Genomic DNA, 24,518 nt, shown 5'->3' with positions numbered 1-24,518 from the left:
ATTGTTTGCGTGCCTGGCACCGAGTCTACTCTTATTTAGAGTAGGCTTTTTTATGGACGTCATGAGGATAAAACTAGTAAGCTAGTGAATAGTGCGTATAGGCGCGATTTTCGGTATAATAGCCTTCGTGAGGAAGTGAGAAAATGATTTTATCGAAAAAAAGATGGCAGGTCGAGCGTCCAGACGCACAACTTGTCCAAACATTACAAAATGACTTACAACTTTCTGCTATTGCGGCAAAAATTTTAGCAGCACGAGGCTGTACAACATCAGCTGATGCAGAAAGCTTATTAAATATGACAGAAGCAAATATTCACGACCCATTTTTAATGCATGGTATGGCAGAAGCGGTAGCGCGCATTCAACAAGCGCTTGAAAATAACGAGAAAATATTAGTGTACGGAGACTATGACGCGGATGGTGTAACAAGTACGACGGTAATGCTCCATGTCTTACTAGACCTTGGCGCAGATGTTTCCTTTAAAATACCGAATCGCTTTTTACATGGCTATGGTCCGAGTGAAGCATTATTTCGTGAAGCCCATGAAGAGGGCGTTCAATTAATACTAACGGTTGATAACGGTATCTCTGGGATTGAGCCAATCCGAGTGGCCAAAGAACTTGGAATGGATGTCATCGTGACAGATCACCATGAGCCAGGGGAGGAGTTACCGCAAGCAGATATCATTTTACATCCGCGTGTACCTGAAGGACATTATCCATTTGGTGAATTAGCAGGTGTTGGCGTGGCGTTTAAATTAGCACATGCCCTTTATGGTGAGCTGCCAACCCATTTATTTGAATTTGTAGCAATTGGTACGGTTGCAGATTTAGTTCCGTTAGTGGATGAAAATCGTTATCTTGTAAAGCGTGGCATTGAGGAAATGCGTCGTTCACTTAGTCCATGGATTCAAGCGTTATGTGAGGTGGCAAGTGCGGAACAAGCCACAATTAATGAGGAAACAATTGGCTTTTACTTTGGACCGCGCTTAAATGCAGTTGGGCGTTTGGGCGAAGCATCGCCAGCTGTTGAGTTGCTCATGGCAGAGGATACAGCAAAGGCGACAGCATTAGCCAAACAACTAAATGGATGTAATGCAGAACGCAAAGATATTGTGAAAAGTATTACCGATGAAGCGATTGCCTTCATTGAAGCAGATAAGAAAATTGGTGATTCTCTTGTGTTAGTTGTTGCAGGGGAAGGCTGGAATGCTGGTGTTGTAGGGATTGTCGCATCTAGACTTGTTGAACTTTATTATCGTCCAACAATTGTCCTGTCACTAGATTTTGAGAAAGGGACAGCAAAGGGGTCTGCCCGTAGTATTGAAGGGTTCCATTTATACAATGAATTGGCAAAAAATAGAGATATTTTACCGCATTTTGGCGGGCATCCGATGGCAGCGGGGATGACATTGCCATTAGAGCACGTTGATGAACTGCGCACACGCTTGGATGCGCAAGCAAGAGCTTGTTTAACCGAAGAGCAATTAATGCCAGTTCTTTCTATTGATATACCACTTAAAATTGATGAGATTTCCGCAGATGCTATTGAAGAAATTGCCATGCTCGGTCCATTTGGCACTGATTTTCCAAAGCCAGTATATGTACTTGAGGATGTGGAAATCGCATCGATGCGAAAAATTGGTGCTGCAGAAAATCACATTAAAATGGAATTAACTGACGGTCTTGAAAAATTGGATAGTGTAGGATTTAACAAAGGTCATTTATACCATGAGTTGACTTACGGTATTAAAGTGTCGTTTACTGGCGATCTTCAAATTAATGAATGGCAAGGACGTAAAAAGCCTCAGTTTATGATTGAAGATGTTCAAACGACAGAGTGGCAATTATTCGATATTCGTGGCATACGCCAAACATCTCGATGGTTACACACGGTACCAAAAGAGGAAGCGGTCTTTTTGGCGTTTCGTCCTGAGACAATCAGCTATTATCATTCATTGCTTGGTGTGTCAATTCAGTTAGTAGATGCTGAGCTGTCCAATGTAGAGCAAACAGATTATATTGTGTTGCTAGATTTACCGCACAATGTTCAATTATTAGAAAATGTGTTAAGCAAAACAGCACCTACACGTATTTATGCCCATTTCTATATGCCAGATTCCCAGTACTTTAATGGCATACCTACACGTGAGCAGTTTGCGTGGTACTATAAATTTTTAAAGCAACGTCCTGCATTCCCACTAGACATGCATTTACCGGATTTAGCCAAACATACTGGTTGGCCATTAGAAGCATTAAAATTTATGACACAGGTGTTTTTTGAGCTTAATTTTGTTAGAATGGAGAGTGGACTGACGACTGTCAACGTGAATGCGCCAAAAACGGCATTAACTGAGGCACCGTCTTACAAACAACGTTCTGAACAGATTGAAATAGAGCAAAAACTTGTCTATGCGCCATATATAGAGTTAAAGCAATGGTTTGATGAACGATTAAATTTATATGCGAATACAGTTTCGTAGGAGGAGCAAGAACTATGGATTTAAAGCAATACGTGACAACAGTTGAGAACTGGCCAAAAGAAGGCATCAGCTTCAAAGATATTACAACAATTATGGATAACGGTCCAGCTTACAAATATGCAACAGATCAAATCGTAGCTTATGCTAAGGAAGTAGGCGCAGAAATTATTGTAGGTCCTGAAGCACGTGGTTTCATTATCGGCTGCCCAGTTGCCTATGCGCTTGAAATTGGCTTTGCGCCAGTTCGTAAACCAGGAAAATTGCCACGTGAAGTCATTAGTGCAGATTACGGTTTAGAGTATGGTAAAGATACTTTAACAATGCATAAAGATGCCATCAAACCAGGTCAGAAAGTACTTATCTGTGATGATTTACTAGCTACTGGTGGTACAGTCGAGGCAACAGTACGCTTAATTCAACAATTAGGTGGAGAAGTTGTTGGCTGTGCATTCCTAATCGAGCTAAAAGAACTAAATGGCCGTGCAAAACTTGGCGATTTAAGCGTAAAAACTTTAATTCAATATTAATACTAAAAAAGCTGTCCCTATAATTGGGACAGCTTTTTTAAATAATTAATAAAAAGCTGCTAATCTATTTCGACGAACACCATCATCTCTATGAGCTAGTTTATGAGCATTTCAATCCTGCTCTAATCACCAAAAAATCCCTAATATTATGAAAAATAACTTTAATATTAGTTCTTTAAAATTTGTATATACTTAAATATTTATTTATGTTATATTTTACCATATAACTTTCGCGATAGATAATTAGGGGGAGAAAAATGAAGAAGATAATCTTTTCAATACTATTTTTAGTAAGTTTTTTTGTAATTTCGACGGAACACAAGGTTTTAGCGAATGAATTACCAGTTGATTCATTTATTAATGAGAATACCGAGATTATTTATGCTGATCAGATAGAAATTCCGAATAATGGGATTTCCCCTAATGCTGTAGAAAATGAAAATTACTATCCTGGCACAAAAACATTAATGAAAATAGGGGATGTTTTATATTCTTCAAAATCATTAGTGACGTCTACAAAAATTGTTGGTCATGTAGGTATTGTCGGTCCTGACTATAGAATATATCATGTTAATCCTGTAGATGAAGTGGCTGGGAAGAGAGATACAGTCGAAACGTATAGTAGTCGACATGGAGCAAATGAAACAATTTATATTTACCGACCTCGTTCAGGAGGACAAGGGGCAGCGGATTGGGCAGCGTATGCTTATTCTTATGCTAAAGTTTATGATATTATTAATTTACAGCCTTTGAACACACTTTCTCCTAATTACTGTTCTAAGTTCATTTGGCAAGCATTTTTCTATAGCAATTCTGGAGATATTACTAATTTAAGTCTAACAGGTTCTAGTACAGCCTTCGTAACACCTGGTCACATTAAAAATGCTAGTATTTTTACTAATGTAGGTTCGTTCAACACTAAATAAAACAAGCTTTCACTATATTAGGGAGAGTGGTTATTATTAAAAAATTTTTAATTATCCTGTCTATTGTACTTCTATTATGTTTAACACCTTTTGTGTACATTCAAGTAAAAAAGCACATTTCACTTAATAAAGTAATGGAGTATCTAATTGAAGAAAAAGGTTACGATGAATCTGATATTTTTATGATTGAAAGTAAATGGACTACCGGGATACCTAATTATTATGTAAAAGTAACTTTTCAAAATGAACCTAATATAGTATATCTTTATTTTGCACATGATATTAAAGGACAGTTTGAGTATTATGATATTCGCGGAATAAAAGTCCCAATAGAAGATTTGAAAAATTATGACCCTTATAAAAACAATCGTTCCTAATTCATGGTATATAAAGGTTTTAAAGTTTTGTATACGACTAAATAGCACTAAGTAACATTATTAACATGAGCCCGTGATATTTCTAGTAGAAATACCATGGGCTCTTTGTGATTTAACGACAAATTGTAGGAATTTTTATGCATTTACCTCAAAAATACCATCCAAGTGCCAGGTACTCAAACAATTCTGATAATTACTCGTAGGATTTCACTACTTGTTGTATTTTTTTTAGCGTTTCATAAAAGTCTTTATATTTTTCGGGTCCGATATCATGGATGATTTTCTCCTGAATGTCCATCCAAATAGGAGCTGCTTCCGTTAATTTTTGCATGCCTGTAGCCGTTAAAGAAATAATTTTTGTTCGGCCATCTTGTGAATCTTGGGTAATAGACACATAGCCATTTTTTTTCAAAAGATTGACATTGCGGGTTATCGTCGTCTGGTCAAGTGAAAGAATAATGCCTAGTTGACTAACTGAAACGGCCTGATGCTTTGCTATATTGGCTAACAGAGCGTATTGCGTAACTTTTAAATTAGTAGGTTCAAGAATTTTATCGTATAACTGCGTTACAACTCTAGTCTTCTTTCTAAGATTTGTACATACGCAAATTTGAGTATAGTCAATGTCTGTGTATACTTTCTCCATCAAATAAGCTCTCCTTTTATGTTTTTTAATTGTTTATATTATAGCACTTAATTGGAAAATATTTCTTGACATAAAAAATAACAAGTTATTATTATATATGTATATACATGTATTTTTATTTTATATGAAAATATCCTTAAAGTGTTACATTATCTGAGAATGTAGGTGGCTTTATGAAACGTATTCATTACAGCTGGTTTGTTTTAGCGATTACTTTTTTCTCCATTATTGTAGCGGGTATTACTTTATCTTCATCCGGTGTTTTTATTGGTCCGTTTGAACAGGAGTTTGGCTGGGATCGTTCAATCATTGCAATGGCTTTTGCCATCAGCCTTTTTTTATATGGCATTTCAGGCCCATTTATGGCAGCACTACTTGAAGTGATTGGATTAAAGAAAATGGTGTTAGCTGCGATGATAATATTAGTCATAGGGATCTCGTTCACATTGTTGATGCAGCAAGCATGGCAATTAATGATAATTTGGGGCTTTATTATTGGGTTAGGAGCTAGTCTCTTTTTAACAGTATTAAGTCCTTTTGTGGCGAATCATTGGTTTGAGAAAAGAAGAGGGCTTGCATTAGGAATACTAACAGCTAGTACTGCAACAGGCCAATTAGTACTGCTCCCAATTTTAGCGATGATGATTGAAAATTACTCATGGCGTTGGGCAATTGCATTAATCATTGTGTTAAGTTCGATCATGTTAATGATTATTGCATTGTTTATGAAAAATAAACCGATGGATGTGGGGCTTCTTGCATATGGTCTTGACGAAGAACGATTGGAAGATGTAGTAGAAAATAAGAAAAATCCAATCGTTATTGCCTTTAATGGTTTATTTGAGGCTGTGAAAGTGAAAGCATTTTGGCTTTTGGCTGGTAGTTTCTTTATTTGTGGATTATCGACTAGTGGCTTAATAGGTACTCATTTTGTATCGTATTGTATTAGTTTCGGTATTCCGTTAGTAACAGCAGCATCTTTTCTATCCTTCATGGGAATTTTTAATCTAGTAGGAACAACATTATCAGGCTGGTTATCGGATCGCTTCGATAATCGTTGGTTACTATTTTGGTATTATCTTTTACGAGGGGCTTCCTTAGTTTTACTGCCGTATGCATTAGTGCAAGGCTCTTTACTATTGCTCATCATGTTTACTGTCTTTTATGGACTAGATTGGATTGCAACTGTACCGCCAACTGTTAGTATCTCAAGGCAAATTTTTGGTACCCAAAAAAGCGGAGTTATTTATGGCTGGATATTCGCTTCCCATCAGGCAGGTGCAGCAGTAGCAGCATATGGGGGAGGTCTTATCTATAAACTTTTCAATTCTTATACTTGGGCATTTTTCTTGGCTGGCGTTTTTTGTGTTTTCGCTGGTTTGTTTGTCATCATTGTAAAAAAACAAGTACCGAATGTCATGCATAATGCTGATACAGCATAATAGTATAAACAATATGGAACGGACAAATAGTACGCTAGAAAATTAATCTAGTGTGCTATTTTTTATTGAAAATATTTGCATTTCATTTGAAGGGAAAATATAGAAGTGGGAAGCTTTAAACAAATCGTATGAAATGTTTTGACTTCGCTCAAACAAAAGTTTATAATACAAACAAATATAATAAAAGGTGATGCTATGAATGAAAGAGAACAAGCGGTACTGGCTTTAATTCGCAAAGATCCGTTTATGTCTCAGCAAGAGATGGCAGATAAGATGAATCTGTCCCGTCCAGTACTTGCGAACTTAGTGTCGAGCTTAACGAAGCAAGGGAAAATTGTTGGCCGTGCTTATATTTTACCTGAGGAAAATGAAATTATTTGTATCGGTGGCGCCAATCTCGATCGCAAATTTCATGTAAAAGGGACTGTTCAATTAGGTACTTCGAATCCTGCTAGTTCCTCATTCAGTGTAGGTGGAGTTGGACGCAATATTGCGGAAAATTTAGGCCGACTTAATCATCAGGTGACGTTATTAACGACAGCAGGGAAAGATGCGGATTGGCAAGTAATCCAAGAAGCATCAGAATCATTTATGAATTTGCGCTATGTCGAGCAGTTACCAGATGCTTCAACTGGTTCTTATACGGCGATTATGGACGAGCAAGGTGAGCTTGCATTAGCTGTGGCAAATATGGAAGTTTATGATTTATTGTTGCCGAGTTTGTTAAAGAAATACGAGGCAATGCTTATGAATGCTGGCTGCTTTATTATGGATTTAAATTGCCCGAAAGAAACGGTAGTGTATATCCAACAAGTCGCGATTGCGCGCGCTATTCCATTTGTTATCGTTCCTGTATCTTCTCCCAAAATGAATCGATTACCGGATACATTGCAAGGTGTGACGTGGTTTATATGTAATACGGACGAAGCAGAGACGATTGTAGGTCATACAATCAATACCGAGGCAAACTATGACAAAGCGATTCAAAAGCTTCTACAATTAGGAGCAGAGCATGTCATTATTACGGCAGGTAGCAAAGGAGTCTATGCTGCCTCTACCACTAGTCCACCACGTCATTTTACTGCGAAAGCAATAAAGAAAATTGAAGATGTAACGGGTGCGGGTGACGCTTTTGTAAGTGCTGTCATTCATAGTTGGTTAAGGGGGCAATCGTTTGAAGTTTGCATAGACGCAGGCTTAACGAATGCCAAAAATACACTGGCATCCCCATATACAGTAAGACCTGAACTATCAGAAGAATTGTTGAAAAGTGAAATGGAGGAATAACATCATGAAAGAATTCATCGTATTATCAGAAGAAGTAAAAGCTGGACAAGCACAAGGACTACCAATTGTTGCATTAGAGTCAACAATCATTTCACATGGTATGCCATATCCTCAAAACGTACAAACGGCACGTGAAGTAGAGCAAATTATTCGTGATAACGGTGCGGTGCCTGCAACAATCGCGCTGATTGATGGGAAAATTAAAATCGGTTTATCTGACGAAGAACTTGAAATGTTTGGGAATGCACAAGGTGTTGCAAAAACTTCTCGTCGCGATTTAGGCTATTTATTGGCTACGAAAAAATTAGGTGCGACAACAGTTGCTGCAACAATGATTTGCGCTGAGCTTGCAGGTATTGAGATTTTCGTTACAGGTGGTATCGGAGGCGTACACCGTGGTGCTGAAACAACAATGGATATTTCAGCAGACTTAGAAGAATTAGCACAAACAAATGTAGCTGTTATTTGTGCAGGTGCGAAATCTATTTTAGATATCGGTTTAACATTAGAATATCTTGAAACAAAAGGTGTACCAGTAGTCGGATATGGCACGTCTGAGCTTCCAGCATTCTACACTCGCCAAAGCGGATTTGATGTCAACTTTAAACTAGATACACCAGAAGAAGTTGCATCAATGTTGCGTGCTAAGTGGGATTTAGGCTTACAAGGTGGCGCAGTTATTGCAAACCCTATCCCTGAAGCGGATGCACTAGAGCATGAATTTATCACAAGCATTATTGAAAAGGCTTTACAAGAAGCTGAAGAAAATGGTATCCAAGGTAAAAACGTAACACCATTCTTACTTGGTAAAGTAAAAGAGTTAACAGCAGGTAAGAGCCTTTATGCCAATATCGCATTAGTGAAAAACAATGCAGTAGTTGGTGCGAAAATTGCAGTGGCTTACAACAAAGCAAACTAACAAGTAAATGAAAGACTCTTTGCGAAGCAAATCAGCCTAGCAAAGGGTCTTTTTATTTATAATAATGAATATTTTTTCCATTTATAAAACTTGTTCACGATATTATCTAAACTATATGACACAGTCCCTTTACAATCGCCCTCTATTTTTTATACAATTAAGTTTATATCTAATCTGAAAAATTTGACGAGCAAGGTGGACATGTTATGGCGAAAGAGCAAATTTTGACTCCTGAGGACGTTTTTGAGTTAGTCAAATCCTACATGAATGAGGAAAATGTCGCATTCGTGAAAAAAGCATATGAATTGGCAAGAGATGCGCATATTGAGCAATTCCGTAGCTCTGGTGAACCGTATATTATTCACCCAGTGCAAGTTGCCGGTATTTTAGCTGAATTACAAATGGATCCAGAAACTGTGGCAGCAGGCTTTTTACACGATGTTGTCGAAGATACGGAATTTACACGTGATGACCTAGTCCGTGAATTTGGCGAGGAAGTAGCAATGCTCGTTGATGGTGTGACGAAGCTGGGGAAAATAAAATATTTATCGAAAGAAGCACAGCAGGCGGAAAATCACCGTAAAATGTTTGTCGCTATGGCACAGGATATTCGTGTTATCTTAATTAAGCTTGCGGATCGTTTGCACAATATGCGTACCTTAAAGCATTTACCTGCTGAAAAACAACGCCGTATTTCAAAAGAAACGCTTGAAATTTTTGCTCCCCTTGCACATCGTCTAGGAATTTCGACAGTAAAATGGGAGCTGGAGGATACTGCACTACGTTATTTAAATCCACAGCAATATTACCGTATTGTCAGTCTTATGAAGAAGAAGCGAGATGAACGTGAGGCTTATTTAGACAATGTTATGGGAGAAATGAAATCCCAACTTTCTGAAGTGGAAATCGATGCGGATATTTATGGTCGTCCGAAACATATATACAGCATCTATCGTAAAATGGTGCTTCAAAAAAAGCAATTTAACGAAATTTATGATTTGTTAGCCATTCGCGTTTTAGTTGATAGCATAAAAGATTGCTATGCAGTGTTAGGTATTGTGCATACATTATGGAAGCCGATGCCTGGGCGTTTTAAAGATTATATTGCAATGCCAAAGCAAAACTTATATCAATCATTGCATACAACGGTCATTGGTCCATACGGTGATCCACTAGAAGTACAAATCCGTACAAAAGAAATGCATAAAATTGCCGAATACGGGATAGCAGCTCACTGGGCTTATAAAGAAGGTAAAAAGATTGATATTGAAAAACAAAATGTCGATCAAAAATTAACTTGGTTTAGAGAAATATTAGAATTCCAAAACGAGTCTTCAAATGCCGAGGAGTTCATGGAATCTTTAAAATTCGATTTATTCTCTGATATGGTGTACGTGTTTACACCAGAAGGGGATGTAATAGAATTGCCAGCTGGTTCTGTACCTATCGATTTCGCATACCGTGTGCATTCAGAAGTCGGTAATCGTACAATCGGTGCAAAAATTAATGGCAAGATGGTGCCGCTCGATACACCATTAAAAACGGGTGATATTATTGAAATATTAACATCAAAACAATCTTTCGGCCCGAGTCGTGACTGGCTAAAAATTGCTCAATCATCCCAAGCAAAAAACAAAATTAAGCAATTTTTCAAGCGTCATCTTCGTGAAGAAAATATCATCAAAGGCAAAGAGATGATTGAAAAAGAAATTCGCGCGCAAGATTTCGACATGAAAGAAACAATGTCAGCGGAAAACTTAAAACGTGTCTGCGATAAATTTAATTACACGAATGAAGAAGATTTATATGCCGCAGTTGGTGTAAATGGTATTACAGCGCAACAAGTTGTTAATCGTTTAGCCGAAAAACGTCGTAAAGAGCGTGAACAAGAAGAAGCACTTGAAAAAATTGAGCAAAAAATGAAAAATCCAATTCCGCAAAAGCGCACAGAGTCTGGCGTTATTGTAAAAGGAATTGACAATATGCTCATTCGATTGTCTCGTTGCTGTACACCAGTGCCGGGTGATGACATTGTCGGTTTTATTACGAAAGGACGAGGTGTTTCTGTACACCGTGCAGATTGTCCAAACATCCAAATTGAGGATGAGCAGGAACGTATTATCGAAGTTGAATGGGAGAATGGGCTTACACCTGAGAAAAAAGAGTATCCTGTCGATATTGAGGTATCTGCCTTTGATAGACCTGGTATTTTAAATGAAATTATGCAAATCGTCAGCGAGACGAAAACGAACATTTTAGCTGTGAGCGGCCGTGCTGATCGTGATAAAATCGCCACTATTCACCTAACGATTTCAATTTCAAATATTTCTCATTTGCATAAGGTTGTTGAACGTATAAAACAAACACCTGATATATATTCTGTGCAGCGTGTAATTAACTAAAGGCTGAGAAAAGAATAGTGTAGATTTTTTATAGATTGAGGGGTTTAACATTATGAAAGTAGTTTTACAGCGGAGTAAGGCTGCATCTGTTACGGTACAAGGAGAAGTAACAGGTGCTATTGATAGCGGCTATGTGCTTCTTGTAGGCATTACACATGACGATACAACCGAAGACGTGGCCTATCTAGCAAAAAAAGTCGCTAATCTACGCTTGTGGGAAGATAGTGAAGGGAAAATGAATCACTCTATTTTGGAGCATGGTGGGGCAATCCTATCAGTGTCTCAATTTACATTGTATGGAGATACGAAAAAGGGCAATCGTCCAAGCTTTACAAGTGCGGCAAGACCAGAAATGGCGGCCCCTTTGTGGGAGGCATTTAATGATGCATTACGAGGCTATGGTCTACAGGTGGAGACAGGAATTTTTGGTGCTATGATGGATGTGGCATTGACAAATGATGGACCTGTTACAATTCTACTTGAGTCAAAATAGAGGTACATTGTCTAGCATTCCTTCATATACTAAAAAGAATGGCTAAATGTGGGAAGGAAGTGTAATTTCGATGACGCAAATAGGAAGGATGTCGAATCCTTATTTATATGAAACACTGAAACTGATGATTGGCCAAATGATCGTTGTTCAAACGAAGAAGAATATTCAGCAAGGTAATTTGACCTCCATATTACCAGACCATATCGTTATCGAAATTAATCGCACACCCTTCTTTATTCGCATGGAGGAAATTGTATGGGTCACATTAGCGATAACATAAGTAAATCACATATAAAAACCTTCATTTTCTTTAATTAGAAAATGAAGGTTTTTTTTATTCGTTTGCATCAAAATAATCTAAAATGCCTTGATAAATGCCAAGTGAGGCTTGTTCTCGGAATTTAGCTGTTGTAATAACTCTTTCTTCATTGGCATTACTTAAAAAACCGAGTTCGATCAGCACTGCTTTTTGTCGATTTTCACGTAGTACTAAATAATTTCCTTGTTGTGTACCACGATCTTTTAAGTTGATTTTGCTAGCTAGCCCATTGTGTATGGCTTCAGCAAGCCCTTTTTGATTGTTGTTTAAATAATAGGAGGTAAAGCCAGAAATTGAGCTATTGTCAGTCGCATCATAGTGAATACTGATAAAAGCGTCTGCATCATGCTGGTGAGCAATAGACACACGTTTGCGAAGTGCAACATATTCATCTGATTCACGTGTCATGACAACATTTGCACCTGCTGCACTTAACTTGGAAGCAAGCAGGGATGCCGTTTTCAAAGTAATGTCTTTTTCATCAGTACCGCGCTGTCCAGTCGTCCCATGGTCATTACCACCATGCCCAGGGTCTACAACAATTGTTAGTCCATTTAAAGTCCCGTTTTTTCGAGGCTCAGACTTTGTTTTGTTAGTTGTTTTTGTCGCTGCATTATTTTGTGAAGTGGTCACAACCCAATTGGCAACGAAAGCGGTTTTATCGCCTAATTGAATTTCATAAAAATCATCTTTAGCACCTACAATGGGAAAAGTTTCACCTGCATCTACACGTTGCACAACCTCCGCAGTGGTTGTCGCATCTGTGCGTAAGTTGGTGCCATTATAAATAATTGTGACAGATTCAAGCGTTGATGATGAAGATGATGTTGTTGTTTTCGAAGTCGTTTTTACCGCATTTGAAAATGTCCCATAGAAACTATAAACCCAACCGGCTTTTTTATTACTATACTGAATTTGCACCCAATTGTGCTCTTGAGCAAGCACCTTAAAAGATTGTCCTTTGGAAACAGTCCCTAAAATTTTGGATGTTAAATCAGCTTTTTTTCGGACATTTAACGTATCGACTAAAATCGTAAAAGTAGTCCCTTTTGATTCGGTTGTTGTAGACACTTCAACTACTGGTTCAGTTGTTGTTTTTTCCGTTTTTTCATTAATCGTCACATAGTCTGAAGATACCCAACCAATTAGTCCATTCCAATTAATCTTCGCCCATTCACCATGTTCTGTTATTAATGTGGCTTGATTACCTGTTGACAGTTGTCCAAGAACAGGGGACGCAATATCTGGTTCCGTACGAATGTTTAGACGATCAACTTGGGAAATAACAGTTTTATCTATTGTTTGTTGCTCATTTATGGATGCTGTTAGCCATGAAGCTACCCATCCTTCGTAATCGCCTGTTTTTACTTGAATCCAGTCTCCCTCGCGACCGATAGATGTTAATGAATCGCCTTCTTCTAATGTGGTAATAATGGGGTAAGAGAGCCCAGGTCCTTCGCGTAAATGAAGTATGGTTCCAGTTACTTTTAAATCACTTGTATCGGCAAGCGCTAGTTCTTTGTCGCTGATATGTGGTATCATAAATGCTAATAATAAGACAAAGATAATGGTTTTATGTATAAGTTTTGTCGTCATCGAACCCCTCCTTTTCTTGTGCTATTTTACCATGTTTTTATGCTAAAATTCGAGGGAAAAAGGTAACAGAAATCGTTTTTTTAACAACTGTATGATGAAAAACAAGAAAACAGTTGACATTACCTTATGTTGTGACTAACATAAAGGGTAATCAAAAAATGATTAACCGCTTATGACCAAGCAAGTAGCGTATACCTCTATTGGAAAAGAGAGGGAAAGACTTAGGCTGCAATCTTTCCTACAAAAATGTATAAGGCGAATAACACTTGAGAGGCTTTTTTCTGAAAAGGAATACTTAGTAGGAAAAAACGGAATCGGCCGTTACCCGATTATGAGGAGGACGCAATATACGTTATGCGTCAACTAGGGTGGAACCGCGGAAGCATATACAGCTCTCGTCCCTTGCAATTATGCAAGGTGACGAGGGCTTTTTTTGTTGGATTTCTTCTGTACAAGGTCGGTCTATCTACAGTATGTTCGTATTTTACATACGAAGGCTAGCTCATAAGCAATTGAAAAGGAGGTATTTTCATGACTTTTAAAGTGCCACGAGGAACACAAGACATATTGCCAGGTCAATCAGAAAAATGGCAAAAGGTCGAATCGATTATTCGTGATATATGTCGTGTCTATCGATATAACGAAATTCGTACACCGATTTTTGAACAAACAGATTTATTTGCACGCGGTGTTGGTGAAACAACGGATGTTGTCCAAAAGGAAATGTATACATTTGAAGACCGCGGGGGTCGTTCATTAACATTGCGCCCTGAAAATACAGCCGGCGTTGTACGTGCCTATGTAGAACATAAAATGTTTGGTGCACCTGATCAGCCTGTCAAGCTATCTTATATTGGACCAATGTTCCGTTATGAACGCCAACAGGCTGGTCGTTACCGTCAATTTGTGCAATTCGGTGTTGAAGCAATTGGCTCAGCGGATCCTGCAATTGATGCTGAAGTCATTGCGTTAGCTATGGACATCTATGAATCAACAGGCTTAAAGGATTTAAAATTAGTAATCAACTCTCTTGGGGATAAAGAAACACGTGATGCCCATCGTACAGCGTTGATTAATCATTTCGAGCCACATATTCACGAGTTTTGTGCAGATTGCCAAAATCGTTTGCAAAAAAATCCCTTACGTATTTTAGATTGTAAAGTAGACCGCGAGCATCCATTAATGGCTTCTGCACCGGCATTAACTGATTTTTTAACAGACGATTCAGCGGCATATTTTGCTCAAGTTAAATCGTATTTAGATACACTTGGAATTACGTATGAAGTAGATCCAAACTTAGTACGTGGCCTTGACTACTATAACCATACAACATTTGAAATTATGTCTACTACTGATGGCTTTGGTGCTATCACAACACTTTGTGGTGGCGGTCGTTACAATGGGTTAGTAGAGGAAATAGGCGGTCCTAATGTACCAGGTATAGGCTTTGCGTTAAGTATTGAGCGTTTACTATTAGCGCTTGAAGCCGAAGCAGTGGAGTTAGATACAGAATCTGCTCTAGATGTTTACATGATTGCCATGGGTGCTGAAGCGAAGCTAAAGGCAGTAGAGCTAACAAGTTCATTCCGTGCAAAAGGCATTGCAACCGACATGGATTACCTAGATCGTAAAATGAAAGCCCAAATGAAATCTGCAGACCGATTAGGTGCTCAATATACAATCGTCTTAGGTGAAACAGAAATGGAAGAACAAGCAGCGACAGTCAAACATATGGCAACTGGGGAGCAACAAAAAGTCGCTTTCTCAGAATTAGTGAACTACTTACTTAAATAAATGAAATAGATGTTGGAGGAAATACAAAATGGCAAAAAGAACTCATGCTAGTAACGAACTTTCTGAAACGTTACAAGGCGAACACGTTGTATTAAAAGGTTGGGTGCAACGCCGTCGCGATTTAGGTGGTCTAATTTTTATCGACCTACGTGACCGTACAGGTATTACACAAGTAGTATTTAGCCCAGATGTAGCAGAAGCACATGCTTTAGCTGATAAAGTGCGTAGCGAATACGTAATCGAAGTTGAAGGGAAAGTTATTCTTCGTGCAGAAGATCAAATCAACCCAAATGTGCCAAACGGAAAAATCGAGGTTGAAGCAACAAGCCTAATCGTTATTAATACAGCAAAGACGCCGCCTTTCCAAATTGAAGATCGCACTGACGTTTCAGAAGATTTACGATTAAAATATCGTTATCTAGATTTACGTCGTCCAGTGATGTTTGATACGTTCAAAATGCGCTCAGACGTAACACGTACAATTCGTAACTTTTTACAAAATGAAGGTTTCTTAGAAGTAGAAACGCCAATTTTAACAAAATCAACGCCAGAAGGTGCTCGTGACTATCTAGTACCATCACGTGTACATGAGGGAGAGTTTTATGCATTACCGCAATCTCCACAACTATTTAAACAATTATTAATGGTAGCAGGTTTTGAGAAGTATTTCCAAATTGCTCGTTGTTTCCGTGACGAAGATCTACGTGCTGACCGTCAACCTGAATTTACTCAAGTGGACATTGAAACAAGCTTCTTAACACAAGAAGAAATTTTGGAAATGAATGAACGTTTAATTCAAGCTGTTATGAAAGATGTAAAAGGCATCGACATTCCTGCACCGTTCCAACGTATGAAATACCAAGAAGCGATGGATCGCTATGGCTCAGATAAACCAGATGTTCGCTTCGGTTTAGAGCTAGTAGCATTAAATGATATTTTTGATGGCTGTGATTTCAAGGTGTTTGCTGATACAGTAGCGCAAGGCAAGCAAGTGAAAAGTATTAACATCAAAGGTGCGGCTGATAAATATTCACGTAAAGATATGGACGAGCTGACAAAATTCGTTGGTATTTACGGGGCAAAAGGTCTTGCTTGGTTGAAAGTAACAGAAGAAGGTTTAAATGGACCTATCGCTAAATTCTTCGATGAAGCGTTAGCAGCTGCTTTAATTGAGCGCATGGGTGCTGAAATTGGTGATATTTTAGTATTCGTAGCTGACAAAGCTCCTATAGTGGCGGCATCTCTAGGTGCTCTTCGTACAAAATTAGGTCAAGATTTAGGCTTAATCGATGAATCACAATTTGCCTTCTTATGGATTACAGACTGGCCGTTATTCGAGTACTCAGAAGAAGATGGTCGCTTCAAAGCAGCCCACCATCCATTCACACGTCCATTTGACGAAGATATCGAGTTAATGGATACAAATCCTGCTGCAGTACGTGCACAAGCTTACGATATCGTGTTAAACGGTTATGAGCTTGGCGGTGGTTCACTACGTATTTATGAGCGTGATTTACAAGAAAAAATGTTTAAACTACTTGGTTTCACGGAAGAAGAAGCACAAGCGCAATTCGGCTTCCTGTTAGAAGCGTTTGAATACGGCGTTCCTCCACATGCAGGTCTTGCATTTGGTCTTGACCGTTTCGTTATGCTACTTGCAGGACGTACGAATTTACGTGATACAATTGCATTCCCGAAAACGGCAAGTGCAAGCTGCTTATTAACGGATGCGCCAAGCGAAGTATCTCCTGAGCAATTAAGCGAATTAAGCCTCGCGATTAAATCTTTTAAAAGATAAAAATAATGCGGAATACCTAGATTCTCTAACAAAAAATGTTGGGAATCTAGGTATTTTTTGTTTATTTCGAAAGAATTTGTTTTTTTGCTATAAATCGTTTGAATTATCTGAAATATGGTGTTATGATATCTGTAATACGAATCCTGATGTGTTTGTCTAACTGCTAACTCTATTTAACAGTTTTGACCGAACACTATATCGTCGGGAGCCATCTAATTTTGTAGTGGCAAACAAGCCCCATATGGAGAGGGACGTTTAAAGCTATGAAGCGGGCACCCACCTGCAAATTGCGGGTTCAAAACGAATGTTTCATTGGCATTACGGCACTATCGGGATTCGTCCATACATAGAGTGCTAGAGGATGCTAGAGCAAAGTAGTATTGTGCTTGTATTATTTACATTTACCCAATTTACAAGAGTGCATTCGTTGATAGAAGCGAATAGCGACATTTAAAAAGTGTTAGGTCGACATTAGGTCAATCTAACACTTTTTCTATTGGGATTAGCTTATTTTAAGTCAGGACTTTTTTGTTAAATTGAAAGAAAAATAAGAAAAATTGTAAAAATTACTTTTTATTTTCAAATGAACATACTATAATTGGTATAGACAACTAGACCATGATGCAAATAGATGTCTTTTTCTTGAACAGCAAAGTTGTTAAAAGCAAAGGCAGTGGAGGTGTTGAATTGAGCAACAGATTATTAATTTCCAATGTCACGATCGTCAATGATACCGATTTGCCGTTCAAAGGTGATGTTTTCATCGCGAATGGTCGAATTATGAAAGTAGGCAATGAATTAATCGAACAGGCAGAACAATATATTGATGGTAAGGGAAAAGACTGGTTGCTATTCCCTGGTTATATTGATATGCATATTCATGGTTCTGCCGGAAGTGATGCGATGGATGCCACAGAGCAAGCGCTGCATCAAATATCCCGTTCCTTAGTACAAGAAGGTGTCACAGGCTATCTTGCTACGACCATGACACAGGCACAAGCAAGCATTGAGCAAGCATTAAAGACGATAGCACAATTTGAAAATGATGAAGATGAAGCCACGTTGTTAGGCGTGCACGTTGAAGGTCCATATGTGTCACCGAAGCGAGCTGGTGCCCAACCAGTAGACTATATGATTTTACCATCAATCGAGCAATTTGCTTATTGGCAGAAATTAAGTCACAACCGTATTAAACAAATAACTGTCGCTCCAGAGCTGGAAGGTGGCATAGCGTTTATCGAAGCGCTACATAAGCAAGGCGTAATTGTTTCAATTGGTCATTCAGATGCAACATTTGAAGAGGTCGATAGAGCAGTGGCGGTTGGTGTGAGACAGGCAACGCATTTATACAATCAAATGAGACCATTCCATCATCGCAATCCAGGGGTAGTCGGTGGCGTACTTCTTGAAAATACGGTGAAAGTTGAAATTATCGCGGATTTTGTTCATTGTCATCCTATGTCAATACAACTTGCTTACCGACTAAAGGGGGCAGCGGGAATTATCTTAATTACGGATGCAATGCGTGCGAAAGGATTGCAATATGGCAATTATGATTTAGGTGGTCAAACGGTCCATGTTACAGCAAGCGGAGCGCATTTACCCAATGGAGCATTAGCTGGTAGCATTTTAACGATGGAGCAAGCAGTGAAAAATATGAAAGCGGTCACAAACTGTTCATTGTCAGAACTTGTTGCCATGTCTTCTGCAAATGCAGCACAGCAATTACAGCTATGTACAAAAGGTCGTATCGCAAAAGGTTTTGATGCGGATGTGATTTTGTTAGATCAACAGCTAAATGTAGAAAAAACTATTTGTCGGGGAAAAGTTGTATTTGAGAAATCATAGTAGAACGCGTTAGGAAGGTGTCAAACTTGTTAGATAAAAATTCTCATATACCAATCTATATACAAATAGAGGAAATATTAAAGCAAAGAATTTATTTAGAGGAATACAAAATAGGAGAAAATATTCCATCAGAGCGTGAGCTATCAGTGCAATTTGATGTGAGTAGAATGACGGTACGCCAATCTATTACCAATTTAGTAAACAGTGGGTTGCTCTATCGTGAAAAAGGAAGAGGAACGTATGTAGCCAATCCGAAATTGGAACAACCATTAATGGGATTAACAAGTTTTACAGAAGATATGCGTGCAAGAGGAATGGAACCGAGCAGTAAAGTTTTGCGCTTTGAAAAAATTGTGCCACCTCTAGACATAGCCGGTGACTTATTGTTAGAACCTGGGGAGGAAGTATTTTTTGTTGCACGGATACGAAATGCCGATTCTAAACCGATGGCAATAGAAAGAACGTATATTCCAGTGAAAGTTTATCCTGAATTAGATGAGAAAAAAATTATGGGCTCATTGTATGCACTGATTGAAGCGAAATTTCATCAGAAGATTGGCAATGCTATACAACAAATGGAAGCAGCTATTGTGGCGAAGGAGGACAGTAAATATTTGCAAATTAATAGTACAGCACCAGTGTTAATTATTAAACGAACAAGTTATTTAGCAGACGGTGTGCCATTCGAACTTGTACGAAGTACTTATCGTGCAGATCGATACAAATTTATAAGCGAAATTAAAAGGTGATGCGATGCGTGCTTATTTTCATGAACTTCAAAAACTATTAGATATTGTGCTAGAGCAGGAAAATGCACTGATAGCTGAAGCGGCACAACAGATTGTTTTGCGTCTCCAAAGTGGAGGGGTCGTGCAATTGTTTGGGTGTGGGCATTCACATCTATTAGCACAAGATGCTTTTTATCGTGCCGGGGGGCTTGTGCCTGTACGTCCTATAACAATAGAGCCATTAACTTTACATGCAGGTGCTTTGACATCTTCGAAAAATGAAAAAGACCCAACAATTATAGCGCGTCATAAAGAGCATTTTCATTTTCATGAGCACGATGTATGTATTGTTATTTCAACATCTGGACGCAATGATGCCCCAATCGATGCCGCATTGTTAGCCAAACAATCGGGTGTCCTCGTTATGTCTATGCAATCACTTGCGTATCGCCAACAACCAACTCGTCATCATAGTGGTAAGCGATTAGAGGATGTCGTTGATGTTGTTATTGATACACATATCCCTGTAGGAGATGGCTTATTACAACTACAGCGGATGCAATATGCACCAGCGTCAACGGTTATTGGTTCTGCTATTCTTCATGCGTTATTTAGCCAAGTTATTGAAATAATGGCGGATTGTCAGGACATAGTACCTGTTTTTGAGAGTAACAATGTAGAGTCGAATTTGCATCATAATGATGTTATGATTGCGAACTATCAAACTCGGATTAATTTTGAATGAAATTTGGAGGGGTATCGATGAAAAAAACATTTAAGATTACAACACCAGAAGGCTTACATGCTCGACCAACAGCATTATTAGTAACTGCTGTAACACCATTTGCTTGTGATGTTCAGTTAACTTACAATGACAAGTCTGTCAATTTAAAATCAATTATGGGTGTTATGGCACAAGGAATCGTAACAGGAAGTATTGTGACGATTTCGGCACAGGGGACAGATGCAGATCAGCTGATGCAAACGGTGACAGAGGTGATCATAACGAAAGGAATTGGTGAAGAATGTTAGAGATAAAAGGTATTGCCGTTTCTGAAGGCATTGCCTTTGCTGATGCTTATTGTTTAGTGGAACCAGATTTATCATTTGAAAAAGAGACGATTACCGATGTTCAGGCTGAAATAGAACGTTTTAAACAAGCGCTAGCGCAATCGAAAGTGGAATTACAAGAAATCGTAACAAGCGCGCAGGACAAATTTGGTGAAGAAAAAGCGGCGATATTTGTTGCCCATTTACTCTTATTAGAAGACCCTGAAATGTTAGCTGCTATTGAAGAAAAAATGAAGCTAGGCAGTAATGCAGAGTATGCACTACATGAAGTTTCAAAAATGTTTATCTCTATGTTTGAAGGAATGGACAATGCTTATATGCAGGAGCGAGCAGCGGATATTCGTGATGTAACGAAGCGATTATTAGCACATTTATTGCATGTGGAATTACCTGATATTCGTCGTTTAGCATCAGATGTCATAATCGTTGCTGAAGATTTAACTCCATCGATGACAGCACAATTAGATACCAAATATGTCAAAGGTTTTATTACAGATATTGGTGGGAGAACATCGCATTCTGCTATTCTCGCACGCTCTCTAGATATTCCAGCCATCGTGGGAACAAAAACGGCTACAAAGGAAATTAAACACGGCACGCCCCTTATTATGGATGGCACAAATGGCAACATACTTATGAATGTAACACCAGAAGTGACTACTTTTTATATGCAACAGCAACAACTGCAACAGCAACAACGAAGTGAGCTCTCACAATATCGTACGTTGTCGAGCATAAGTGCTGACGGGCACAGTGTAGAGATTGCTGGGAACATTGGCAAGCTGGAAGATGTAGAGAAGGTACTGCTTGCAGCGGGGGACGGTATCGGGCTATTTCGAACGGAGTTTTTGTATATGGAGCGGCAGGAACTCCCGAATGAAGAAGAACAGTTTCAAGCCTATCGTACCGTTCTTGAAAAAATGCAAGGGAAGCCTACAGTTGTTCGTACACTAGATATTGGTGGTGATAAGCACCTTCCTTACTTAAAGCTACCATCTGAAATCAATCCGTTTTTAGGCTACCGAGCGATTCGAATTTGCCTAAATCAACAAACCATGTTTCGTACACAACTGCGTGCCTTACTAAGAGCAAGTGCCTATGGTAATTTGAAAATTATGTTTCCAATGATTGCAACGTTAGAGGAATGGCGCATAGCGAAGCAAATGTTAGTAGAAGAAAAAGCTCAATTGCAAGCACAAGGGGTTGTAATAGCCGATGCAATAGAAGTGGGCATAATGGTGGAAATACCTGCAGCCGCGATGATTGCTGATTTATTTGCACAAGAAGTCGATTTTTTCTCCATAGGGACAAATGATTTAATACAATATATGTTAGCTACAGATCGTATGAATGAAAAGGTTTCTTATTTATATCAACCATATCATCCGGCTGTACTAAGACTTATTAAACATATTATTGATGCGGCACATCAACACGGGAAATGGGTAGGAATGTGCGGTGAAATGGCAGCGGATGAAATGGCGATACCAATTTTACTGGCTCTCGGTTTAGATGAATTTTCTATGAATGCTACTTCTATTCTCAAAGCAAGGGCACAGATTGCAAAGCTTTCAAAAGAGCAATTAGGCCAACATATTGAGGCTATTTTAATGTTAGCAACCGCTTCTGATGTTGAAGCATATATAAAACAACAGCTAATAATGTAATTATTTAATTCAGAATATTTTGTGAAAAAGGAGGGTGTCATGGATATTAAATGCGTTCCATCAACGGATTACCTACAAATTCATCGACTAAGGGACTATTGCTTTCCAAATAAATATACTGGTGCACGTCGTGACGATTTTCATTATTGGATTGAACATAGTACAACACTGGGAGCTTATGATGGGGATAAAGTCGTAGGTCAGCTCTTAATACTGCCACTGAATATGACGATACATGGTGAAAATTATGAAATGGGGGGAATTGGATTTGTGGCAACCTATCCAGAGTATCGTCAGCAAGGGATTATGAAGAAGTTGATAATAGCTTCGCTGAAGGAAATGCGACAAAACGGGCAAACCATTTCAGTACTGGCACCATTTTCTGTCTCTTTTTATCGCTACTTTGGCTGGGAACTATTTTTTGATAAGCTTCAATATACCATTTCACAGTCGAAGTTTCCTGATTTCGGTAAACAATACGATGAGGTGAAACGTATGAGCTTTGAATGGCCAGATACAACACTATTTGAAGCAATTCAGCAGTTTCATAATGCACAGGCACACCTGACGAATGGTAGCATGCTTCGAGACGCTGCTTGGTGGAAACGGATTGCAAGAAGATCGCCGGACAGTCACTTTGCCGCGTGTTTTTTTGCAAGTAGCATAGCTGGCTATATGCGCTATACGATTCAAGATGGTATTTTTACTATCCATGATTTTATTGCGCCACATCATCTGGCTGAACAAGCACTATGGCGTTTTGTCTCATCCCATGCTGCAAGTGTAAACACGATTGAGGGAGTAACAGCAAATGATCGCTATTTTGGCTTTAATTTTAAAGATCCACAAATTGAAAAAAAAGTAACACAAGATGTCATGGTTCGAATAGTGGATGCTTTCGCTTTTATGAAACGTTACCCTTGGAATAACTTACAGCACACGTTATACGTGCGTCTTAAGGATCCATTTTGTCCTTGGAATGAACAAATATACAGGATAAATAAAGATGGTCATGTTTCGATTAGGGAGGCAAATTCAGTGTCTGAACAGCATATGTTAACATTACCAATCAACTTATTTTCAGCAATGATGGTCGGCTATCTTCGTGTTAAAGATGCAGTTGTTTTTAGCCAAAAAGAACTAGCAGAGGAAGAAATACAACATTGGCAACAGGCGATTCCGTCAAATAAGCCTGCATTTTACGAATACTTTTAACTTGATTTCTGTTGCAGATAAGAAAAGGAAAATAACTAAACGTAATACGAGAGGCGTTTAAAGGTAAACGCAAAAATTTTTGAAGTTTTTTCTGGACTATACCAGTTGCGCAAATGCATTTATTCGCAAGTAATGAGGCGATAGCCCAATTATTTCAGCATGCAATATAGGTATAAAATGGAGAAAAATCTATATTGTGGTATATACCAATAGGTGCTATTCTCAGTATAAGTAAGCGATTTCATGAAAGTCGTCACAAGGATATGAAAAACGAAAAAGACAAAAAGGAGAGTGCTGACAATGAAAAATATTATGTTAGTGTGTGTAGCGGGAATGAGTACGAGTTTATTAGTTTCCAAAATGCAGAAAGCTGCGCAGGAACAAAATATTGAGGCTGATATTTTTGCCATAGCTGAAAGTGAGGTAGATAAAGTGTTAACAAATAAAAAGGCGGATGTCCTTTTACTTGGTCCGCAAGTTCGCTACTTAAAATCGACTTTTGAAGCAAAATTCAAGGAATTAAATTTTCCAATTGATGTTATTAATATGGCTGATTACGGCATGATGAATGGTGACAATGTATTGAAACAGGCATTGAAACTAATTGGATGAGGAGGCTAGCCCGATGGAAGAAACAGCGATGATGCAGTCCATTATGGGGTTAATCGTCCATAGTGGAAATACGAAAAGTGAATGTATGGAAGCGCTTCAGTTAGCAAAAAAGGGGCAAATCAATCAAGCAAAGGACAAAATAAAGCTGGCAAATGAGGCGTTAATCGAGGCTCATCATGCGCAAACAGCATTGTTAACCCAGGAAGCAAGGGGAGAAAAAGTCGAAGTATCGATGCTATTAATTCATGCGCAAGATCACTTAATGAATGCTATAACATTTCGAGATTTAGCGCAAGAAATGATTGAACTGTATGAACAAATTAAAGGGGAGTAGCATCATGTATTTGATGTCACAATAAAAAGCAAAG

The 24,518-nt window shown here is 38.5% G+C and carries 22 protein-coding genes, 1 other RNA gene and 1 other annotated feature; of the genes, 21 read left to right on the top strand and 2 right to left on the bottom strand.

The features are described from left to right. The first annotated feature begins 143 nt into the window (after nt 1-143). The 4 genes from recJ (at nt 144) to T479_RS15205 (ending at nt 4,313) form a co-directional block, all read left to right on the top strand. A complete protein-coding gene (gene recJ / locus T479_RS15220) occupies nt 144-2,483 on the top strand; it encodes a single-stranded-DNA-specific exonuclease RecJ (protein ID WP_038509834.1) in 2,340 nt (779 codons plus the stop codon). A gap of 14 nt (nt 2,484-2,497) precedes the next feature. Next, nucleotides 2,498-3,010 carry an adenine phosphoribosyltransferase gene (locus tag T479_RS15215; protein WP_024363155.1) on the top strand — a complete coding sequence of 171 codons (513 nt, stop codon included), beginning with the start codon at nt 2,498-2,500 and terminating at the stop codon, nt 3,008-3,010. Nucleotides 3,011-3,267: 257 nt separating this feature from the next. Continuing rightward, nucleotides 3,268-3,936: a hypothetical protein gene (locus tag T479_RS15210; protein ID WP_025220102.1), complete on the top strand. Its 669-nt coding sequence runs from the start codon at nt 3,268-3,270 to the stop codon at nt 3,934-3,936. 26 nt (nt 3,937-3,962) lie between these two features. Then, on the top strand, nt 3,963-4,313 hold the full coding sequence (locus T479_RS15205; RefSeq protein ID WP_025220101.1) for a DUF3139 domain-containing protein: 351 nt from the start codon (nt 3,963-3,965) through the stop codon (nt 4,311-4,313). A 193-nt stretch (nt 4,314-4,506) separates the two neighbouring features. Here T479_RS15205 and T479_RS15200 read toward each other — a convergent pair whose 3' ends face one another. Continuing rightward, the gene (locus T479_RS15200; RefSeq protein WP_025220100.1) at nt 4,507-4,959 is read right to left on the bottom strand and encodes a MarR family winged helix-turn-helix transcriptional regulator; all 453 of its coding nucleotides are present in this window, start codon (nt 4,957-4,959) and stop codon (nt 4,507-4,509) included. A gap of 173 nt (nt 4,960-5,132) precedes the next feature. Between T479_RS15200 and T479_RS15195 the strand changes: the two genes are divergently transcribed. From T479_RS15195 to T479_RS15170, 6 genes are all read left to right on the top strand, one after another. After that, nucleotides 5,133-6,401, top strand: a complete 1,269-nt coding sequence (locus T479_RS15195) for an MFS transporter (RefSeq protein ID WP_025220099.1) — start codon at nt 5,133-5,135, stop codon at nt 6,399-6,401. Nucleotides 6,402-6,596: 195 nt separating this feature from the next. Further along, nucleotides 6,597-7,688 (top strand): carbohydrate kinase, encoded by a 1,092-nt coding sequence (locus T479_RS15190; RefSeq protein ID WP_038509830.1) that lies wholly within the window; start codon nt 6,597-6,599, stop codon nt 7,686-7,688. A 4-nt stretch (nt 7,689-7,692) separates the two neighbouring features. Beyond that, nucleotides 7,693-8,607 (top strand): pseudouridine-5'-phosphate glycosidase, encoded by a 915-nt coding sequence (locus T479_RS15185; RefSeq protein ID WP_025220097.1) that lies wholly within the window; start codon nt 7,693-7,695, stop codon nt 8,605-8,607. 206 nt (nt 8,608-8,813) lie between these two features. Beyond that, on the top strand, nt 8,814-11,009 hold the full coding sequence (locus T479_RS15180) for a RelA/SpoT family protein (RefSeq protein ID WP_024363150.1): 2,196 nt from the start codon (nt 8,814-8,816) through the stop codon (nt 11,007-11,009). A gap of 52 nt (nt 11,010-11,061) precedes the next feature. Further along, nucleotides 11,062-11,502, top strand: a complete 441-nt coding sequence (dtd, locus tag T479_RS15175; protein ID WP_024363149.1) for a D-aminoacyl-tRNA deacylase — start codon at nt 11,062-11,064, stop codon at nt 11,500-11,502. 70 nt (nt 11,503-11,572) lie between these two features. Then, the gene (locus T479_RS15170) at nt 11,573-11,782 is read left to right on the top strand and encodes a DUF2642 domain-containing protein (RefSeq protein ID WP_024363148.1); all 210 of its coding nucleotides are present in this window, start codon (nt 11,573-11,575) and stop codon (nt 11,780-11,782) included. Nucleotides 11,783-11,836: 54 nt separating this feature from the next. On the opposite strand, the gene T479_RS15165 is transcribed toward T479_RS15170, so the two are convergent. Beyond that, a complete protein-coding gene (locus tag T479_RS15165; RefSeq protein ID WP_025220096.1) occupies nt 11,837-13,417 on the bottom strand; it encodes an N-acetylmuramoyl-L-alanine amidase family protein in 1,581 nt (526 codons plus the stop codon). A gap of 163 nt (nt 13,418-13,580) precedes the next feature. Then, nucleotides 13,581-13,823, top strand: a binding site (T-box leader). Between the two features lie 125 nt (nt 13,824-13,948). Here T479_RS15165 and hisS point away from each other — a divergent pair. The 11 genes from hisS to T479_RS15115 all read left to right on the top strand — a co-directional run bounded on the left by hisS (nt 13,949) and on the right by T479_RS15115 (nt 24,484). After that, entirely contained in the window at nt 13,949-15,211 is a 1,263-nt protein-coding gene (gene hisS, locus T479_RS15160) for a histidine--tRNA ligase (RefSeq protein ID WP_025220095.1), read from the top strand. Nucleotides 15,212-15,239: 28 nt separating this feature from the next. After that, nucleotides 15,240-17,009, top strand: coding sequence for an aspartate--tRNA ligase (aspS, locus tag T479_RS15155; RefSeq protein ID WP_024363145.1), 1,770 nt, complete (start codon nt 15,240-15,242; stop codon nt 17,007-17,009). A 137-nt stretch (nt 17,010-17,146) separates the two neighbouring features. Next, a non-coding RNA gene (ssrS, locus tag T479_RS23300) (6S RNA) lies at nt 17,147-17,349 on the top strand. 347 nt (nt 17,350-17,696) lie between these two features. Further along, nucleotides 17,697-18,857, top strand: a complete 1,161-nt coding sequence (gene nagA / locus T479_RS15150; protein WP_025220094.1) for an N-acetylglucosamine-6-phosphate deacetylase — start codon at nt 17,697-17,699, stop codon at nt 18,855-18,857. Nucleotides 18,858-18,883: 26 nt separating this feature from the next. After that, nucleotides 18,884-19,606 carry a GntR family transcriptional regulator gene (locus tag T479_RS15145; protein WP_024363143.1) on the top strand — a complete coding sequence of 241 codons (723 nt, stop codon included), beginning with the start codon at nt 18,884-18,886 and terminating at the stop codon, nt 19,604-19,606. Between the two features lie 4 nt (nt 19,607-19,610). Then, on the top strand, nt 19,611-20,330 hold the full coding sequence (locus T479_RS15140) for a sugar isomerase domain-containing protein (protein WP_025220093.1): 720 nt from the start codon (nt 19,611-19,613) through the stop codon (nt 20,328-20,330). A gap of 17 nt (nt 20,331-20,347) precedes the next feature. Beyond that, on the top strand, nt 20,348-20,617 hold the full coding sequence (locus T479_RS15135; protein WP_025220092.1) for an HPr family phosphocarrier protein: 270 nt from the start codon (nt 20,348-20,350) through the stop codon (nt 20,615-20,617). After that, nucleotides 20,611-22,323 carry a phosphoenolpyruvate--protein phosphotransferase gene (ptsP, locus tag T479_RS15130; RefSeq protein WP_025220091.1) on the top strand — a complete coding sequence of 571 codons (1,713 nt, stop codon included), beginning with the start codon at nt 20,611-20,613 and terminating at the stop codon, nt 22,321-22,323. Before T479_RS15135 ends, ptsP begins: the two co-directional genes overlap by 7 nt. Before the next feature lie 39 nt (nt 22,324-22,362). Beyond that, nucleotides 22,363-23,538, top strand: coding sequence for a GNAT family N-acetyltransferase (locus T479_RS15125; RefSeq protein WP_025220090.1), 1,176 nt, complete (start codon nt 22,363-22,365; stop codon nt 23,536-23,538). A gap of 300 nt (nt 23,539-23,838) precedes the next feature. Continuing rightward, complete coding sequence (locus T479_RS15120) at nt 23,839-24,150, top strand: PTS sugar transporter subunit IIB (protein ID WP_038509826.1); 312 nt, start codon at nt 23,839-23,841, stop codon at nt 24,148-24,150. Between the two features lie 13 nt (nt 24,151-24,163). Further along, entirely contained in the window at nt 24,164-24,484 is a 321-nt protein-coding gene (locus T479_RS15115) for a PTS lactose/cellobiose transporter subunit IIA (RefSeq protein WP_025220088.1), read from the top strand. The last annotated feature ends 34 nt before the right edge of the window (nt 24,485-24,518 follow it).

Origin of the sequence: Lysinibacillus sphaericus, from assembly GCF_000600105.1 — a bacterium.
Lineage (GTDB): Bacteria > Bacillota > Bacilli > Bacillales_A > Planococcaceae > Lysinibacillus > Lysinibacillus sphaericus.
The sequence above is the reverse complement of the archived record's forward strand: the minus strand, read 5'-3'. Positions and strand labels throughout refer to the sequence as shown.

What these genes read in the sequence shown, in the direction of transcription:
- T479_RS15170 (WP_024363148.1), top strand. Translation starts at nt 11,573, where the DNA reads ATGACGCAAATAGGAAGGATGTCGAATCCTTATTTATATGAAACACTG.
- T479_RS15120 (WP_038509826.1), top strand. Translation starts at nt 23,839, where the DNA reads ATGAAAAATATTATGTTAGTGTGTGTAGCGGGAATGAGTACGAGTTTA.
- recJ (WP_038509834.1), top strand. Translation starts at nt 144, where the DNA reads ATGATTTTATCGAAAAAAAGATGGCAGGTCGAGCGTCCAGACGCACAA.
- T479_RS15215 (WP_024363155.1), top strand. Translation starts at nt 2,498, where the DNA reads ATGGATTTAAAGCAATACGTGACAACAGTTGAGAACTGGCCAAAAGAA.
- aspS (WP_024363145.1), top strand. Translation starts at nt 15,240, where the DNA reads ATGGCAAAAAGAACTCATGCTAGTAACGAACTTTCTGAAACGTTACAA.
- T479_RS15140 (WP_025220093.1), top strand. Translation starts at nt 19,611, where the DNA reads ATGCGTGCTTATTTTCATGAACTTCAAAAACTATTAGATATTGTGCTA.
- T479_RS15180 (WP_024363150.1), top strand. Translation starts at nt 8,814, where the DNA reads ATGGCGAAAGAGCAAATTTTGACTCCTGAGGACGTTTTTGAGTTAGTC.
- T479_RS15210 (WP_025220102.1), top strand. Translation starts at nt 3,268, where the DNA reads ATGAAGAAGATAATCTTTTCAATACTATTTTTAGTAAGTTTTTTTGTA.
- T479_RS15135 (WP_025220092.1), top strand. Translation starts at nt 20,348, where the DNA reads ATGAAAAAAACATTTAAGATTACAACACCAGAAGGCTTACATGCTCGA.
- dtd (WP_024363149.1), top strand. Translation starts at nt 11,062, where the DNA reads ATGAAAGTAGTTTTACAGCGGAGTAAGGCTGCATCTGTTACGGTACAA.
- T479_RS15115 (WP_025220088.1), top strand. Translation starts at nt 24,164, where the DNA reads ATGGAAGAAACAGCGATGATGCAGTCCATTATGGGGTTAATCGTCCAT.
- T479_RS15125 (WP_025220090.1), top strand. Translation starts at nt 22,363, where the DNA reads ATGGATATTAAATGCGTTCCATCAACGGATTACCTACAAATTCATCGA.
- hisS (WP_025220095.1), top strand. Translation starts at nt 13,949, where the DNA reads ATGACTTTTAAAGTGCCACGAGGAACACAAGACATATTGCCAGGTCAA.
- T479_RS15195 (WP_025220099.1), top strand. Translation starts at nt 5,133, where the DNA reads ATGAAACGTATTCATTACAGCTGGTTTGTTTTAGCGATTACTTTTTTC.
- T479_RS15165 (WP_025220096.1), bottom strand. Translation starts at nt 13,417, where the DNA reads ATGACGACAAAACTTATACATAAAACCATTATCTTTGTCTTATTATTA.
- T479_RS15185 (WP_025220097.1), top strand. Translation starts at nt 7,693, where the DNA reads ATGAAAGAATTCATCGTATTATCAGAAGAAGTAAAAGCTGGACAAGCA.
- T479_RS15200 (WP_025220100.1), bottom strand. Translation starts at nt 4,959, where the DNA reads ATGGAGAAAGTATACACAGACATTGACTATACTCAAATTTGCGTATGT.
- ptsP (WP_025220091.1), top strand. Translation starts at nt 20,611, where the DNA reads ATGTTAGAGATAAAAGGTATTGCCGTTTCTGAAGGCATTGCCTTTGCT.
- T479_RS15190 (WP_038509830.1), top strand. Translation starts at nt 6,597, where the DNA reads ATGAATGAAAGAGAACAAGCGGTACTGGCTTTAATTCGCAAAGATCCG.